We start from the raw sequence: 15,535 nt of genomic DNA, 5'->3' as shown, positions 1-15,535 counted from the left end.
GGCCGGGTGCGTAAACTGGGTCGTCGCGCTGCCCGCACGGGGCACGCCGCACCAGCAGATCCCGGAGGGAGACCATGGCCAAGAAGGACGATCCGCGCAAGATCGTGGCGAACAACAAGAAGGCCCGTCATGACTACGTGATCGAGGACGTCTTCGAGGCCGGGCTCGTGCTCTCGGGTACCGAGGTCAAGGCGCTGCGGATGGGACGGGCGTCCCTCACGGACGGCTACGCCAACATCGACCGTGGCGAGGCGTGGCTCGAGAACGTGCACATCCCTGCGTACTTCCAGGGCACGTGGAACAACCACGCGCCGCGGCGCCGGCGCAAGCTGCTGCTGCACCGCGAGGAGATCCTCCGGCTGGAATCGAAGTCCCGGGAGAAGGGGCACACCCTGATCCCGCTGTCGCTGTACTTCCTGGACGGGCGGGCCAAGGTCGAGATCGCCCTGGCACGCGGCAAGAAGGAGTACGACAAGCGGCAGACCCTGCGTGAGCAGCAGGACATGCGCGAGGCGCAGCGCGCCATGCGGCAGAAGGAGATGCTCGGCTGACCGGTCCCGGACGGCGCCCAGCCGACTGTTACGGAAATAACGTTCCCGTCGGCGGGGTTGTCACCTAGACTGGAGATGTTCCGCACGGGCCTGGCCCGGACGGGGCAGTTGACAACAACATAGGGGCTGATCGGTTTCGACGGTGGTCGTGCTTCGAGGAGAAGCGGGCCGAGGACGCAGGCTTATCTCGTAAACGATGCCTGCAAACACATAGTTGCCGATAACTCGCGCAACGAGTTCGCCCTCGCCGCCTGAGCGAGCCCGAACTCCGTCGGCCTGGGAACCGCTTCCGTCCCAGTAGCCGGCGTCATCTAGGAAGCCACTGCTCGTAGCTCTCGTCATCGGGGCTGCGGGAACACTTAGATGACTGGGCCTGTCCGCGAACGTGTCTGCGCGAGTGCGGGGGCCGAGAAAATCCATAGCAGACTGCGCCCGGAGAAGTACTCGAAAAGCGTCACCGGACCCGGGTTCGATTCCCGGCAGCTCCACTCCCCTTCGAGACGAGGTGTGCCCTGACGGGCCACCTCGTTTCGTCATGTTTGTAGGGGCTTTGCCCTAGCCCTATGTCGAAGGCCTCGCCGTGACCGGCGGGGCCTTCGTCGTGCTCGTGAAGGTCCCACCGAGCAGCTTGATCGCGTCCGCCGAACTGGAGCCCGCCTTCGTGGTGACCACGGTGACCGACTGTTCCGGCATGCGCGCGAGCTGGAGAATCTGCTGCGTGACCGTGAGCGCGCCGATCACAGGGTGCCGGAGCTCGTGCTCGTCGGCCTCGCACGGTTTGACCCGGTGGTCCCGCCACAGCGCGACGAACTCCGGGCTCTTCATGGACAGCTCGCCGACGAGGGCGGCGAGCAGGGCGTCCTCCGGGTGGCGCCCCGCGACGAGGCGCAGGTTGCCGACGACGGCGCGGGCCTTGCGGTTCCAGTCCACGTAGAGCTCGCGGGTGTGCCGGTCGAGGAACAGCATCCGGGCCAGGTTCGGCCGGTCAGCGGGCCGGTCGGGCGAGGTGCGGTCGACGTGCCCGGCCAGCAGCGCGTGCCCCGGCGTGTTCCAGGCCAGCACGTCGGTCCTCCTGCCGAGGACCATGGCGGGCGCGTCACCGAGCGCACCCAGCAGGTCGAGGGTCAGGTGGTCGACCCGCTCGGATGGTGGCCGGCGCAGCGGCCGGGCCCGCTGGGTCGCGAGCTCGTGCAGGTGGCCACGCTCGGCGTCGTCGAGCCGCAGGGCTCCGGCGAGAGCGTCGAGGACGGCGTCGGACGCGTTGACCGACTGCCCCTGCTCCAGGCGCGTGTAGTAGGACACGCTGACCCCCGCGAGCTGTGCGAGCTCCTCGCGCCGCAGCCCGGCGACGCGCCGTCGGTCGGTGTACCGGGGCAGGTCCACGTCCTCGGGGCGTAGGCCGCCGCGGCGGGCGCGGAGAAAACCGCCCAGCGTTCCGGAAGCGCTCATGGCCCCAGTATGTGCCGCCGCGCCGCCGTCGTGCCTGACCCTGCCAGGGGTATGCAGGACCGGGGCTGGTGGGCACGGCTCCCGGCGCCGCAGGGTGGCCGGGAGCCAATCGAGCACCGGGAGCAGACATGCACGAGATCGTGCTGGGTGACGTCACGGTCACCCGGGTCATGGAGTACTTCGGTCCGGTGGGGATGACCCCGGACGCCTTCTTTCCCGAGAGTCCCGACGGGGCGTGGCAGCGGAACGAGTCCTGGCTGACGCCGGACTTCGTCGACCCGGACACCCACGTCTGCCAGTCGGCCATCCAGACCTGGCTGCTGCGCAGCGAGGGCAGGACGATCCTGGTCGACACCGGCGTGGGCAACCACAAGGAGCGGCCGTACGCACCGGTGTGGAGCCGGCTGAACACGGACTTTCTCGGCAACCTCGCCCGCGCCGGGGTACGGCCCCAGGACGTCGACCTGGTGATCAACACCCACCTGCACGTGGACCACGTGGGCTGGAACACCTACCTCGACGACAGGGCCTGGGTGCCGACGTTCCCCAACGCCACCTACCTGATGCCGCGGCCCGACTTCGACTTCTGGGACCCGGCCGGCGGACATGAGCCGAACCTTGGCCGAGGCAACCAGAACGTCTTCGAGGACAGCGTCGCTCCGGTGCACACGGCGGGCCAGGCGCTGCTGTGGGAGGACAGCCACCAGATCGACGCGAACCTACGTCTCGACCTCGCGCCCGGGCACACACCTGGTTCGTCGGTGCTCACCCTGGAGTCGGGCACGGACCGGGCGCTCTTCGTCGGCGACCTGCTGCACACGCCCCTGCAGATCGTCGAGCCCGACACCAACAGCTGCTTCTGCGAGCACCCCGCGCAGGCGAGGGCGACCCGGCGGCGCCTGCTCGGCTGGGCGGCCGACCACAACGCGCTCGTGCTGCCCGCGCACCTCGGCGGCCACGGCGGCGTACAGGTGGAGCGGGACGGCGGCCGGTTCGCCGTCCGCTCCTGGGCACCGTTCGACCGCGTCTGAGCAAGGAACGACAGGAGAAGAACATGTCAGATCTGATCGTCACCACGACCGAGGGCAGGGTTCGCGGCCGCGCCGACGCCGGCGCGCACGTCTACCTCGGCATCCCGTACGCGGCGGGACCGCTGGGTGCGGATCGGTTCGCCGAACCGACCGACCACGCCCCCTGGCCGGACGTGCTGGACGCGACCCGGCCCGGCCCGACGGCGCCCCAGCTGCGCCGCGACGGCTTCGGCGCCCTCGACATGGGGCCGTACTTCGGGCCAGGGTGGGTCAAGGGTGAGGACTACCTGACGGCCGACGTGTGGGCACCGGCGGACGCCCGGAACCGCCCCGTCATGGTCTTCGTGCACGGCGGCGGGTTCACCGCCGGATCCAGCAGCACGCCCCTGTACGACGGTCGCGCCTTCGCGCGCGACGGCGTGGTGCTCGTGACGCTCAACTACCGGCTGGGGATAGCCGGCTTCCTCGACGTACCGGGTGCGCCCGCCAACCGCGGGCTGCTCGACGTCGTGGCCGCGCTGCGCTGGGTCCGGCGGAACGTCGGAGCCTTCGGCGGCGACCCGGACGACGTCACGCTGTTCGGCCAGTCCGCCGGCGCGACCATCGTCAGCGGGATCCTGGCGACGCCGACCGCCGACGGCCTCTTCCGGCGCGCCATCGTGCAGAGCGGCAACGCGACGGGCGCGTTCAGCACGGAGCAGGCGGCACGGGTCACAGCGGCCGCGGCTGCCGCGCTCGGCGTCGAACCGGACGTCGCCGGGTTCGGTCAGGTGCCGGACGACCGGCTCGTCGAGGCTGCGGGGCGGCTCGGCGGCGTCGACCTGCGAACGGCCACGCGGTTCGACCCGCTGGTCGGCCTCAGCCCGTTCAGCCTGGTGCTCGACACCCAGCCGGCCGAGGCCGTGGCGGCGGGCGCGGGCGCCGACGTGACCCTCCTCGTCGGCACCACTGCCGACGAGGGCAACCTCTATCTGGCACCCCAGGGGAAGCTGACCACATCGACCGAGGACGACCTGTACGACCTCGCGGCCCGGATACACCCCGACCCGGCCGCGCTGGTGGCGCTCTTCCGCGAACGGCGACCGCTGGCCAGGGCCGGCGAGCTCCGCTCGGCGATCCTGGGGGAGGCACTCTTCGGCGCGGGAAGCCGCGCCCTCGCGGACGCGCACGCGGCACAGCGCCGGGCGGCGACCTACACCTACGAGTTCGCCTGGCGGTCCGACGCCGTGGACGGTCTGCTCGGCGCGGCCCACACGATGGAGCTGCCGTACGTGTTCGACAACCTGAGCCTGCCGGCCCTGCACGGTGCGGGCAGCCTGCTCGGCACCGGAGAGGCGCCGACGGCGCTCGCGGCGGAGGCGCACGGGGCGTGGGTCAGCTTTGCCACGAGCGGAGACCCCGGCTGGGCGCGTACGGAGAGGCACCGGTTCACCGGAGCGAGGTGAGGACCGAGCGCTGCTCGTGGCAGCTCCCTGTGATCAGGCTGGGAGTTGCTTGGGCAATAACGGAAAGGTCTCAGTTCGCACCGCTCTCTTGAGCCCGCCCGGCATGGCCTGGAAGGTGTCTCCACCTGTGAGCGTGCCCGGTTTCTGCGAGCAGTGCCGGGCGCGGTCGCAACCTCACGAGCCACGAGGAGGAATCAGGATGGCTGTGCGTAGATCAATGATGCTCGGTTCGGCGCTCTTGGTATCGGCGCTGTTCGGCTCTGCGTTACCGGGGGCCGCGGCGGATCCTTCGGCAGACGTGACGATCGAGTCCGTCGGTGGACAGACCGTGACCGACGGACGTGTGCGAGACCGGGTCGCGGGCGAGGTGCCGGTGGCTGGAACGGCGAGCACAGGTGCGCCGGACAGTCCGGCCGATCCGCTGGTGGCGGACGCCGGGGACAGCGGACTCGTGCCGGTGGGCGGCTCGACCACCCTGCTGGGTGCGGCCTTCGGCGGTGCCGCACCGTACGAGTTCGCATGGTCGGCCGCCGAGGGGACGCTGGCGCGGGCGAGTTCCGCGACCCCGACCTTCGACAGCACGGGGCTGCAGCCCGGGACCTACGGCGTGGCACTCGAGGTCACCGATCGCCTGGGAGTGACGAGCACCGACGTCGTCAAGGTCGTCGTGTACGAGAGCGTCGAAGATCGGCTGCTGGACGAAGCAGCCAGGGACACGACTCCGGGCGCGACCGGCGTCGCCCCGCTGGAATACCCGTTCGACGTCGCCCAGGGGACCGCGCGCATCGACGCGAGCGTGACCTGGACCAACGAGAACAACGACTACGACCTGTTCCTCATCGACCCGGACGGCAACGAAGCCGCCCGGTCGGCAGGCGGAACGCCGCAGACGTCCGAGGCGACCGGGGTGGACGCCCCGGCCGCGGGTGAGTGGACCCTGCGGGTGGACCGATGGCTGACGGCCACCGACACGGTCACGTCCGTCGTGACCGGTGTCCAGCAGGCCGACCCGCGACCCGTCGTGACCGCCGGCGGCCCGTACGCGTTCGCGCTGGACGCCGACCAGGAGCTCACCGGTACGGTGACCGGCGGGACCGCACCCCTCAGCGTCGGCTGGGACCTCGACGGCGACGGTGCGTTCGACGACGCCACAGGGGCGACCCCGACCGTGAACCTGCCCGAGGGGCGGTACCTGGCGACTCTCAAGGTCACGGACTCCGCTGGGCTGGAACGTCGGCAGACGACGAGCATCCTGGTCGCAGCGCCCGAGGTGATCGCGACGCAGACCGTGCCGGTCACGGTGATCGGTATCGCCGACACCGGTATCAACCCGTACCACGAAGAGTTCTCGGCGCAGACCTATCCGGACCCGGCAGTGCTGGCCCTGACCGACAACTTCACCCGGCACCCCTCGGAGTACATCCCGGGGTATCCCCAGGACGCTGCGGCGCTCCCGGTCACCCTGGGTGAGGGGTACCTGCCGGCGGCGGACACGCCCCTGTGGGCAGGCAACGAGACCGTCTCCCCGGCGACCCTCTACTGGATCCCCGGTACGAAGATCGTCGGTGCCGTCGACGCCGGCGGCTCCACCGGCGCTACGTCCGCCGACGATCCGCACCCGATCCTGGACGACAACGGGCACGGCTCCGGATCGGCGTCGGTGTCGGCGGGCAACCGTTACGGCTACTGCCCGACCTGCCTTCTGGTGGCCGTCGAGGGGCTGGACGAGACGGTAGCGACCGGCTACCCGTGGGTGGACATCACGTCGCACTCGTTCGGCTACGTGGGTGGTGCCCCGGTCGGTCCCGTCACCAGTGGCGAAGAGGTCACCAAGGCTGCGGCCGAACGGGGGCAGACCGTGCTGTTCGCCGCCGGGAACGGCGTGGGCAATGCGTTCGACGTGCCGGTCAACACCTGGCACTCCGACCAGACGGGTCCGGACTGGAACATCACCGTCGGCGCCATCCGGCGCGACAACGAGCGCGCCGTCGTCGGCGACGGCATCCCGGTGCACGTCTCGGCCTGGGGCGACGGCAACCTGCCCTCGGCCTGCCGGACCGGGACGGTCGGCCAGTGCGCGTTCGGTGGTACCTCCGCGGCGACTCCGTATACCGCCGGCGTCTTCGGCACTGTTCTGACGCAGGTCAGAGCGGCCGTCGGCGACGGCGCCGCGGGACAGAAGCCCGGTCAGGTGGTCGCCTCCGGCATCGCGCGGGACGAGAGCGTCTACCTGGCCGACGGCAAGCTGACCCGGGCGGAGCTGCGCGAGGCCGTCCTGAAGACCGCGTTCCCGCTGAACCAGGACAATGCCCTCTCGCCGTACCCGTATCCGCTGACCGCGCCGTACGGCGGTGAGTCGAACGTCCTGTTCGAGGGCTACGGTGCGGCGACGCCGAATTCTGCGCAGCGGGCCGTCGACGTCCTGCTCGGGACGGAACTGCTGCCGGAGCGGCAGTTCGAGGACGACTTCTTCGCCCTGGACCGTGCCGTGCGCGACAGCCTGTGGGGCGGCTACGACCGCGACGGGGACGGCGCGCCCGACGACGAGAGCGCCGACCTCGGCCTCGACCTGGACCTTGACCTCGAGGGAGTCGACCTGACGACCGTTGCGGGCACCCTGGACGTCCTGCGCACGGTGGCGCAGGCGAACGAGCCCGAGACCGAGCTCCCGACGCACGGTACCGATCCCCTGACCCGCTACCTGCACCGCAGGGTCTCGGCCGAGCCCGGTGTCACGGGCTGCGGTGCGACCATCAACGAGACGTACCTGGGGGCCGAAGACACGACGGGCGACCTGGAGCCGTGCTTCGAGTCCCGCATCACCAGCGTGGGCGCGGCGTACCGGCCCCTTGGCATCTTCCCGTCGGACGACCCGATCGATGCGCCGCTGCCTGCCGGGTCGGTGGTGGACGTCGAGCTGTACATCGCCGGCGAGACGCCCATGATGGTGCGACCCACCGGCGTGCTGATGGCCACCGACCGGGAGCTGGGTGAGGGCGAGGGCATGCTCGCGCCCGTCCACGGGAGCGGCCCCGACGGCGCCGCCTGCTCGACCTTGGGCGAGGCGTGCTGGACCAAGCACGAGTTCTCCTTCACGACGACCCGTCCGGCGTTCTCCGGTGAGCAGATCACCTTCCAGGTGCGGCTTCTCGGGGCCCGTTCGTGGGCGTTCGGGTTCGAGGGCGCCCATACGTCGAAGATCGTCATCACACCCGCCGATCTGCCGTCGACCGGGTTCGAGCTCGGCGCAACCATCACGTCTCCGGCTGACGGCTCGGCGCTCGGTGAGTCCGAGACCGTCACCGCGGGTGGTTCGTACGCGTTCCCCGACCCCGGCGAGGACCCCTCGGGAGCAGGGGACCACCCGGTCACGCGGCGGGTGCAGGTGTCGGTGGACGACGTCTCCTTCGCCGACCCCCTGACCGCGGTCCTCGACGAGAGCACGGGTACCTGGAGTGTCCAGGTCGGCACACTGCCCGTCGGTGCGCACGTCGTCTACGCGCGGGCGCAGGCGGACACGACCACATCGGAGGTGTCGGCCAGCCGGTTCACCGTCGAGCCGAATGCCGAGGTGCAGTGGCAGATCGTCGACCGGAACGCGCCGGTCGTCGGCAGCGCGTGGCGGCAGGCCGCCGGCTTCGCCGACTGGTCCTTCGCGTTCGACACGGCAGAGTACGAGACCGGCGGGCCGAAGACCGTGGTGGTCCGACAGGTCGACCGGGGCGCGGAGACCGCCCGGGACACCGCGCGGGTCCGGTTCGAGTAGCGCCGTTCGACCGACCTGGCGAGCAGCCGGGGCGCTGACGAGATGAAGCTGACGAGATGAGGAGGGCCTCCGGCCGGGCGTGGAGCTGTGCAGCACACGCCCGGTCCGGAGGTCCTCGTGCACCCGTCACTCGACGTCGGGATCATGCGGGGGCAGACTGTCGACATCGCGCACACCGGGGTGCGCGACGACGAGCTGGAGGGCCCATGGCCGACTACGTGGACGTCTACCGGCGCAGCCTCACCGATCCCGAGGGGTTCTGGGGTGAGCAGGCCGCCCTGGTCTCCTGGTTCCGCAAGCCCACGCGCGTGCTCGACGACGACAGCCCGCCGTTCTACCGCTGGTTCCCCGACGGCAGGCTCAACACCTGCTACAACGCGCTGGACCGGCACGTGGTCGCCGGCCGCGGGGAGCAGGCGGCGCTGATCTACGACAGCCCGGTCACCGGCACGTCCCGGACGATCACCTACGCGACGCTGCTGCAGGACGTCGCGGCGTTCGCCGGCGCGCTGCGCGACCTCGGCGTCGGACCGGGGGACCGCGTGGTGATCTACCTGCCGATGGTCCCGGAGGCGGTCGTGGCCATGCTGGCCTGCGCCCGGCTGGGGGCCGTGCACTCCGTGGTGTTCGGCGGGTTCGCCGCGAACGAGGTGGCCCTGCGGATCGACGACGCCCAGCCGAAGGTGGTGGTGTCGGCGTCGTGCGGTGTCGAGCCCACGCGGATCGTGGAGTACAAGCCGTTGCTCGACAAGGCGCTCGAGCTGGCCGACCACGAGCCGGCGTCGTGCGTGGTGCTGCAGCGGCCGCAGGCCACCGCGACCCTCGTCGAGGGGCGGGACCTGGACTGGGACACCGTCATGCACGCCGGGCGGACCAACCCGGCGCCGTGTGCAGAGGTCGCGGCGACCGACCCGCTGTACATCCTGTACACGTCGGGCACCACGGGTAAGCCCAAGGGAATCCTGCGCGACAACGGTGGCCATGCCGTCGCCCTGGCCTGGTCCATGCGCAACGTCTACGACATCGGCCCGGGCCAGATCTGGTGGACGGCGTCCGACGTCGGCTGGGTGGTGGGCCACTCGTACATCGTCTACGGGCCGCTGATCGCGGGCGCGACGTCCGTGCTGTACGAGGGCAAGCCGGTCGGTACGCCGGATGCCGGGGCGTTCTGGCGGGTGGTCGCCGAGCACGGTGTCGAGGCGTTGTTCACCGCACCGACCGCGATCCGCGCGATCAAGAAGGAGGACCCGGAGGGGATCCTGCTGGCGGAGCACGACACCTCGTCCCTGCGGCACCTGTTCCTCGCGGGGGAGCGGCTCGACCCCGGCACCTACGACTGGGCGGGTCGAGCCCTCGGTGTGCCGGTGATCGACCACTGGTGGCAGACCGAGACGGGGTGGGCGGTCGTCGCCAACCTGCGGGGGCTCGATCCGATGCCGACCCGGCCCGGGTCGCCGTCGGTCCCGGTGCCCGGGTTCGACGTGCGGGTGCTGCTCCCGGACGGCACGGAAGCGGCGGCCGGGCAGGAGGGGAGTCTCGCCCTCCGGCTGCCGCTGCCACCCGGAACCCTCCAGACGCTGTGGCGCGACGACGAGCGGTACGTGGCCTCGTACCTCTCGGCGTTCGACGGCTACTACCTCTCCGGCGACGGCGGTTACATCGGCGACGACGGGTACGTCTATGTCATGGGCCGCACCGACGACGTCATCAACGTGGCCGGGCACCGGTTGTCCACCGGGGCGATCGAGGCGGTGCTCGCGGCCCACCCCGCCGTGGCGGAGTGCGCGGTGATCGGGGCCGCCGACGCGCTCAAGGGCCAGGTGCCACGCGGCCTCGTGGTGCTCAAGTCCGGCGCCGACCCGGAAGGTGTGGCGGCGGAGCTCGTCGCCGCGGTGCGCGAGGAGATCGGCCCGGTCGCGGCCTTCAAGGACGTCCAGGTCGTCGCCGGGCTGCCGAAGACCCGCTCGGGCAAGATCCTCCGGCGCACCATGCGCCAGCTTGCCGACGGCGAGCACCCGCAGGTGCCGTCCACGATCGAGGACCCGGCGGTGCTGACGGCGCTGGAGCCGGTGCTGCGACGGCACTGACATGTGTCATGCATCGACCGGGTGTTCCTGTGGGCAGGGTCGTGATCGATGACACTTACCCGCGCGCCTCCGCCGTCGGAGGGTGGGTGCATGCAGCTGATCCACTTCCGAGTCCCGCCTCCGCTCCCGACCCGCGCGCCGCGGTACGGCGTACCCCACAGCGAGTACCGGCCCGTCCGGCCACGACGAGCGCGCGGCCGAGCCGTGGCCCTGCTGGCGGCGCTGGGCCTGGCCGGCACGCTCGCGATGCCGGCCACCGCCGATGTCCGGCCCGGCGGCGCCGAGCCCCCGGCACCGGTGGAGTGGGGTAGCTGCCCGGCGGACGTCGCGGCGGAGGCAAGCCCTTACGTCCTGTCCTGTGCGAGCGTGCCCGTGCCGTTGGACTACGCCGACCCGGACGGCGAGCAGATCGAGATCATGATCTCTCGGATGGCCAGCGACGATCCTGCTGAACGGCGTGGCGTACTCCTGCTCAACCCTGGCGGCCCCGGCGGGTCCGGGCTCGCGCAGTCCGCGCTCCTGGCGTCCCAGGGTTTGCCGGACAGCGTGCTGGACGCCTACGACCTGATCGGCATGGACACCCGCGGGGTAGGTCACTCGACCCGGGTGGACTGCGGGTTCACCGCCGGCGGCGACTACTTCAGCAACGTCCCGCCGTACGCGGTCGACGACGCGGCGGTCGGTGAGCGGGCGAAGATCGTCGAGGCTGCGGCCGAGCAGTGTGCCCGGAACGACGAGAACGGGCTGCTGCGTCATGTGTCGACAGCCAACCTGGCCCGGGACCTGAACACCATCCGTGCGGCTCTGGGCGAGCAGAAGGCCAGCTTCCTGGGGTACTCCTACGGGTCCGCGCTGGGGGCCGCGTACGTGTCGATGTTCCCCGGGACGACCGACCGGGTGGTGCTCGACAGCAACCTGGGCGACACGCACCTCGACCAGGAGGGCCTGCGCAGGTTCGCCCACGGGGTCGAGCAGACGTTCCCCGACTTCGCGAGGTGGGCGGCCGAGCGGCACACCGCCTACGGGCTGGGCCGGACGCCGGCCCAGGTGCGCGCGGGCTACTTCAAGACCGCCGAACAGCTGGACAGCAACCCCGTGCAGGGGGTCGACGGCGCACTGTTCCGTCAGCTCGTCTTCGGTGGGCTCTACAGCGAGCGGACCTACGGCCGGACGGCACAGATCTGGCAGTCATTGCGCGACGGCGATCCCGCGGACGCCCGGAGCCTGCTCGACACGAACCTCTTCGACGGTGCCGCACCGCGTGCCGCCGCCGACGACGAGGCGGCTCCGCTGTCCAACGCCCTGTCGGTGTTCCTCGCGACGACCTGCAACGACGTCGAATGGCCCGAGAGCGTCGACACCTACCGCGAGGCCGTGGCCGAGGATCGCGAGAGGTTCCCGATGTTCGGTGCGGCGTCGGCCAACATACTGCCCTGCGCCTACTGGACCGAGCCGATCGAGCCGCCGGTGCGGATCGACGGCGAGGGACCGGAAAACGTGCTGATCCTGCAGAACCGGCGCGACCCGGTCACTCCGCTGGCCGGTGGTGAGCTGCTGCACCAGAAGTTCGGCGACCGGTCCCGGCTCGTGACCGTCGACGGCAGCGGTCACGGTGTGTACGCGCTCGGCGACAACGCGTGCGCCCTGAACATCGCGACGACCTATCTGGTCGAGGGCGACCTGCCCCGGCGCGACGTGTCCTGCCGGGCGTCCTGACGCACCCCGGGTGAGGGGCTGCGCGATCCTCAGGGATCGCGCAGCCCCGCCCGCGCGGGAACGGACCCCCGCGTTAGGGTGACGCCGTGCACCACCCCGGAGATCCTGGCCTCGTCCCCGAGCCTGCGTCGATGCAGGTGCCGGGCGGCTCGGTGCTGCTCGAGGACGGCGCGCGGGTCAGCACCGACCCCGTGCTGCGACCGGCCGTGCGCTGGTGGCGCCGCCGCATGGGGGAGGCTTTCGACGTCGACCTGGTGCCCGCAGCACCGGACCAGCGCTCCGCCGTCGCCTTCGCCCTTGCCTCCGACCTGCCGGCCGGCGGCTACCGCCTCGACGTGCGCCCGGCGGCGGCCGCCGTGCGTGTCGAGGCCGCGGACGTCGCCGGGGCGCACGCCGCCGCCCAGTGCCTGCGCCAGCTCGCGGGACCGGCGGCGTACCGTCGTGCACCCGCGGCCGCCCGCGGTGCCCGGCTGCCGGTCGTACGGATCGAGGACCATCCGCGGTTCGAGTGGCGTGGCGTGCTCCTCGACGTCGCCCGCCACTTCCTGCCCAAGCACGATGTGCTCCGGTTCATCGATCTGGCCGCCGTCCACCGGCTGAACGTGCTGCAGCTGCACCTCACCGACGACCAGGGCTGGCGCGTGCAGATCGACCGCTACCCGGAGCTGACGCGCACCGGGGCATGGCGCCGGGAGTCGACCGTGGGCACCTGGCGCACGGGTTCGCGGGACGGCCGCCCGCACGGCGGGTTCTACACGCAGGACGACCTGCGCGAGATCGTGGCCTACGCCCGCGACCGGGGGGTGACGGTGGTACCGGAGATCGACGTGCCCGGCCACGTCGAGGCCGCCGTCGCCGCGTACCCGGAGCTCGGTACGCGCAAGGACCGCAGCGGGGTCCGTACCACGTGGGGGATCAGCCAGGACGTGCTCGACCCGTCCGAGGGCTCCCTCGCGTTCTTCCGGCACGTGCTGGACGAGGTCCTCGACGTGTTCGACACGCCCTGGATCGGCCTCGGCGGCGACGAGGTACCGCCCACGCTGTGGCGTGAGTCGCCGCACATCGTCGAACGGGCGCGGGACCTCGGCCTGCTCGACGCGGAGGGCCGGCCGGACGTCGCGCAGCTGCACGGCTGGTTCGTCGCCCGGCTCGCGGCGCACGTGTCCGACGCCGGCCGGCGCGCCGTCGTCTGGGACGAGGCGATGTCGCCGATGCTGCCGCGCGAGACGATCGTGACGTCCTGGCGCGGGTACGCCCAGGGTGCGGCGGCGCTCGAGGCCGGGTATGACGTGGTCATGGCACCGGAGCAGGCCGTCTACCTCGACCACCGCGCGGGCGAGCACCCCGCCGAGCCGATCCCGGTCGGGTTCCTGCGTACCGTCGAGGACGTCTACGGGTTCGAGCCCTTGCCGGCGCCCTTGGCCGACCGGGTCGCGGCCCGGCGTCCGTCGGACGCCACCGCCGGGCGCCTGCTCGGCACACAGGCGCAGGTCTGGACCGAGCACCTCGACAGCGCACGGCGCGTCGACTACGCGACCTTCCCCCGACTGGCGGCGTTCGCCGAGGTCGCCTGGTCGCCGCGGGCCGACCGGACGCCGGGCTCGCCCGCCTCGAAGGCATTCCTGGACCGTCTGGAGCGGTCGCACCTGCCCCGCCTCGACGCGTACGGCGTCGAGTACCGGCCGCTCGCCGGGCCGCACCCCTGGCAGACCCGCCCGGGTGTCGAGGGCTACCCGCGCGACCTGGCGGCGGAGACCGCCGTCGGCGGCTGGGCCGGGATCGGCGGCTGGCGCGAGGACGGCGGCGTGGAGAACCTGCCCGGCCCGGCCCCTGACCCCGACCCCGACCCCGCGGAGGACGACGCATGACCGGCACCATCCTGGTCCGAGGCGCCCGGGTGCCGCAGCGCGACGGCAGCCTGTCCGAGCCGGTGGACCTGCACGTCGCGCGCGGCAGGATCGCCGCGATCACCCGCCCGGACGCGCGACCCGCCGTCGGGCAGGACGTGCTCGCGCACGACGTCCGGACCCTGGACGCGCAGGGCCGGGTGGCGCTGCCCGGGTTCGTGGACGCGCACACGCACGCGGAAGCAGCCGTGTTCGAGCCGGACGTCCAGCTCGCCATGCTGCGTCAGGGGATCACCACGGTCGTGACCGGGCAGGACGGCGTCTCGTTCGCCCCGACCGACCGCGCCACCTACGACTGGGCGAGCACCTACTTCTCTGCCGTCGACGGGGCGCACCCCGCGTTCACGGGCGGTTCGGTGGCCGACCTGCTCGGCGCCTACCACCGCACGGTGCCCGTGAACGTCGCCTATCTCGCGCCGCACGGCACCTTGCGCTACCGGATCCTGGGGGCAGCGCAGCGTCCGGCGTCGGAGGAGGAGCTGGCAGCGATGGTGGGCCTGCTGGAGCAGGCGCTGGACGACGGCGCCTGTGGCTTCTCGACCGGCCTCGAGTACGTCCCGGCGGCGTATGCCGACGAGCGGGAGCTCGTGGCGCTCGCCCGGGTGGCTGCCTCGCGCGGGCTGCCGCACGTGAGCCACATGCGCGGCTACGAGGACCAGGGCGTCACGGCGCTACGCGAGCTGATGCGGGTCGCACGCGCGTCCGGCGTCGCGACGCACGTGTCCCATCTGCACGGCCCCGCCGACGACCTGCTGGAAGAGGTGGGGGAGGCACGTGCGGCCGGCTACGACCTCACGTACGACTCCTACCCCTACCTGCGCGGATGCTCGATCCTGTCGATGGTCGCCCTGCCGACGTGGCTGCCCCTGGCCGACGCCGCCGCGACCGTCGATGCGCTCCGCGACCCTGCCACGGCCGCGCGCCTGGCCGAGCACTTCGCGAGCCTCACCGACCTGTGGCCCCGTATCACCTTCGCGTCCGTGCCCGGCATGGAGTGGGCGGAGGGCATGACGCTGCCCGACGTCGCGGCGCGGCTCGACCGTTCGGCCCCCGAGACCGTGGTCGAGGTGCTCCGGACCACCGCGCTGCGGGCGAGCTGCGTGTTCGCGCAGCCGCCGACCAACTCGCCCAAGTCCGTCCGAGTGCTGGCGGAGTACGAGGCGCACCTGGCGGGCTCGGACGCCATCTTCTGGGGTGGGCGGCCGCACCCGCGTGGCTGGGGCGCCTTCGCCCGGCTGCTCGACGAGCACGTGCGGCGCGGATCGTGGAGCTGGTGGGACGCGGCCGAGCACCTGTCGGCCCGCGCTGCACGCCGCTTCGGGCTGGCGGGCCGCGGGGACATCTCGCCGGGGGGCGTCGCCGACATCGCGCTCGTCGACCCCGGTCGGGTGCGCGACGAGGCGACGTACGAGGCACCACGCACCCCGGCGTCGGGCATCGAGGACGTGCTCGTCGGCGGCGTGCCGGTGCTCGCCGGAGGGCAGCTGACCGGAGCGACACCCGGGCACGGCCTGCGTCCCGCTCCGGCTGGGCCCGCCACGCCGGGCTGACGGTCGGCGCGTGCGCGCCGGGGCGCGGACACG

8 protein-coding genes, 1 other RNA gene and 1 pseudogene are annotated in these 15,535 nt (G+C 72.0%); 9 read left to right on the top strand and 1 reads right to left on the bottom strand.

Annotated elements, in window-relative coordinates:
- Positions 1-74: 74 nt before the first annotated feature.
- Positions 75-551 carry an SsrA-binding protein SmpB gene (gene smpB, locus ACFSL2_RS10805; protein ID WP_377197863.1) on the top strand — a complete coding sequence of 159 codons (477 nt, stop codon included), beginning with the start codon at positions 75-77 and terminating at the stop codon, positions 549-551.
- 122 nt (positions 552-673) lie between these two features.
- Positions 674-1,042, top strand: a transfer-messenger RNA (tmRNA) gene (gene ssrA / locus ACFSL2_RS10800).
- 70 nt (positions 1,043-1,112) lie between these two features.
- On the opposite strand, the gene ACFSL2_RS10795 is transcribed toward ssrA, so the two are convergent.
- Complete coding sequence (locus ACFSL2_RS10795) at positions 1,113-2,000, bottom strand: helix-turn-helix transcriptional regulator (protein WP_377197862.1); 888 nt, start codon at positions 1,998-2,000, stop codon at positions 1,113-1,115.
- A gap of 128 nt (positions 2,001-2,128) precedes the next feature.
- Here ACFSL2_RS10795 and ACFSL2_RS10790 point away from each other — a divergent pair, with 128 nt between their 5' ends.
- The 7 genes and pseudogenes from ACFSL2_RS10790 (at position 2,129) to ACFSL2_RS10760 (ending at position 15,502) form a co-directional block, all read left to right on the top strand.
- On the top strand, positions 2,129-3,031 hold the full coding sequence (locus ACFSL2_RS10790; RefSeq protein ID WP_377197861.1) for an MBL fold metallo-hydrolase: 903 nt from the start codon (positions 2,129-2,131) through the stop codon (positions 3,029-3,031).
- Between the two features lie 23 nt (positions 3,032-3,054).
- Complete coding sequence (locus tag ACFSL2_RS10785) at positions 3,055-4,476, top strand: carboxylesterase/lipase family protein (RefSeq protein WP_377197860.1); 1,422 nt, start codon at positions 3,055-3,057, stop codon at positions 4,474-4,476.
- A 328-nt stretch (positions 4,477-4,804) separates the two neighbouring features.
- Positions 4,805-8,242, top strand: coding sequence for a S8 family serine peptidase (locus tag ACFSL2_RS10780; RefSeq protein WP_377197859.1), 3,438 nt, complete (start codon positions 4,805-4,807; stop codon positions 8,240-8,242).
- Positions 8,243-8,442: 200 nt separating this feature from the next.
- Positions 8,443-10,329: pseudogene (locus tag ACFSL2_RS10775) on the top strand (propionyl-CoA synthetase); the annotation flags it as partial.
- A gap of 90 nt (positions 10,330-10,419) precedes the next feature.
- On the top strand, positions 10,420-12,045 hold the full coding sequence (locus ACFSL2_RS10770; RefSeq protein WP_377197858.1) for an alpha/beta hydrolase: 1,626 nt from the start codon (positions 10,420-10,422) through the stop codon (positions 12,043-12,045).
- 86 nt (positions 12,046-12,131) lie between these two features.
- Positions 12,132-13,913 carry a beta-N-acetylhexosaminidase gene (locus ACFSL2_RS10765; protein ID WP_377197857.1) on the top strand — a complete coding sequence of 594 codons (1,782 nt, stop codon included), beginning with the start codon at positions 12,132-12,134 and terminating at the stop codon, positions 13,911-13,913.
- Positions 13,910-15,502, top strand: a complete 1,593-nt coding sequence (locus ACFSL2_RS10760; RefSeq protein WP_377197856.1) for an N-acyl-D-amino-acid deacylase family protein — start codon at positions 13,910-13,912, stop codon at positions 15,500-15,502. Before ACFSL2_RS10765 ends, ACFSL2_RS10760 begins: the two co-directional genes overlap by 4 nt.
- Positions 15,503-15,535: the final 33 nt, after the last annotated feature.

The organism is Promicromonospora aerolata, assembly GCF_042682255.1.
Taxonomy (GTDB): Bacteria; Actinomycetota; Actinomycetes; order Actinomycetales; family Cellulomonadaceae; genus Promicromonospora; species Promicromonospora aerolata.
Note: the sequence above shows the minus strand (reverse complement) of the source record. Positions and strands in the feature narration are given on the sequence as shown.

Excerpts from the sequence above, each read along its gene's own strand:
- ACFSL2_RS10760 (WP_377197856.1), top strand. The coding sequence starts at position 13,910 with ATGACCGGCACCATCCTGGTCCGAGGCGCCCGGGTGCCGCAGCGCGAC.
- smpB (WP_377197863.1), top strand. The coding sequence starts at position 75 with ATGGCCAAGAAGGACGATCCGCGCAAGATCGTGGCGAACAACAAGAAG.
- ACFSL2_RS10770 (WP_377197858.1), top strand. The coding sequence starts at position 10,420 with ATGCAGCTGATCCACTTCCGAGTCCCGCCTCCGCTCCCGACCCGCGCG.
- ACFSL2_RS10795 (WP_377197862.1), bottom strand. The coding sequence starts at position 2,000 with ATGAGCGCTTCCGGAACGCTGGGCGGTTTTCTCCGCGCCCGCCGCGGC.
- ACFSL2_RS10785 (WP_377197860.1), top strand. The coding sequence starts at position 3,055 with ATGTCAGATCTGATCGTCACCACGACCGAGGGCAGGGTTCGCGGCCGC.
- ACFSL2_RS10790 (WP_377197861.1), top strand. The coding sequence starts at position 2,129 with ATGCACGAGATCGTGCTGGGTGACGTCACGGTCACCCGGGTCATGGAG.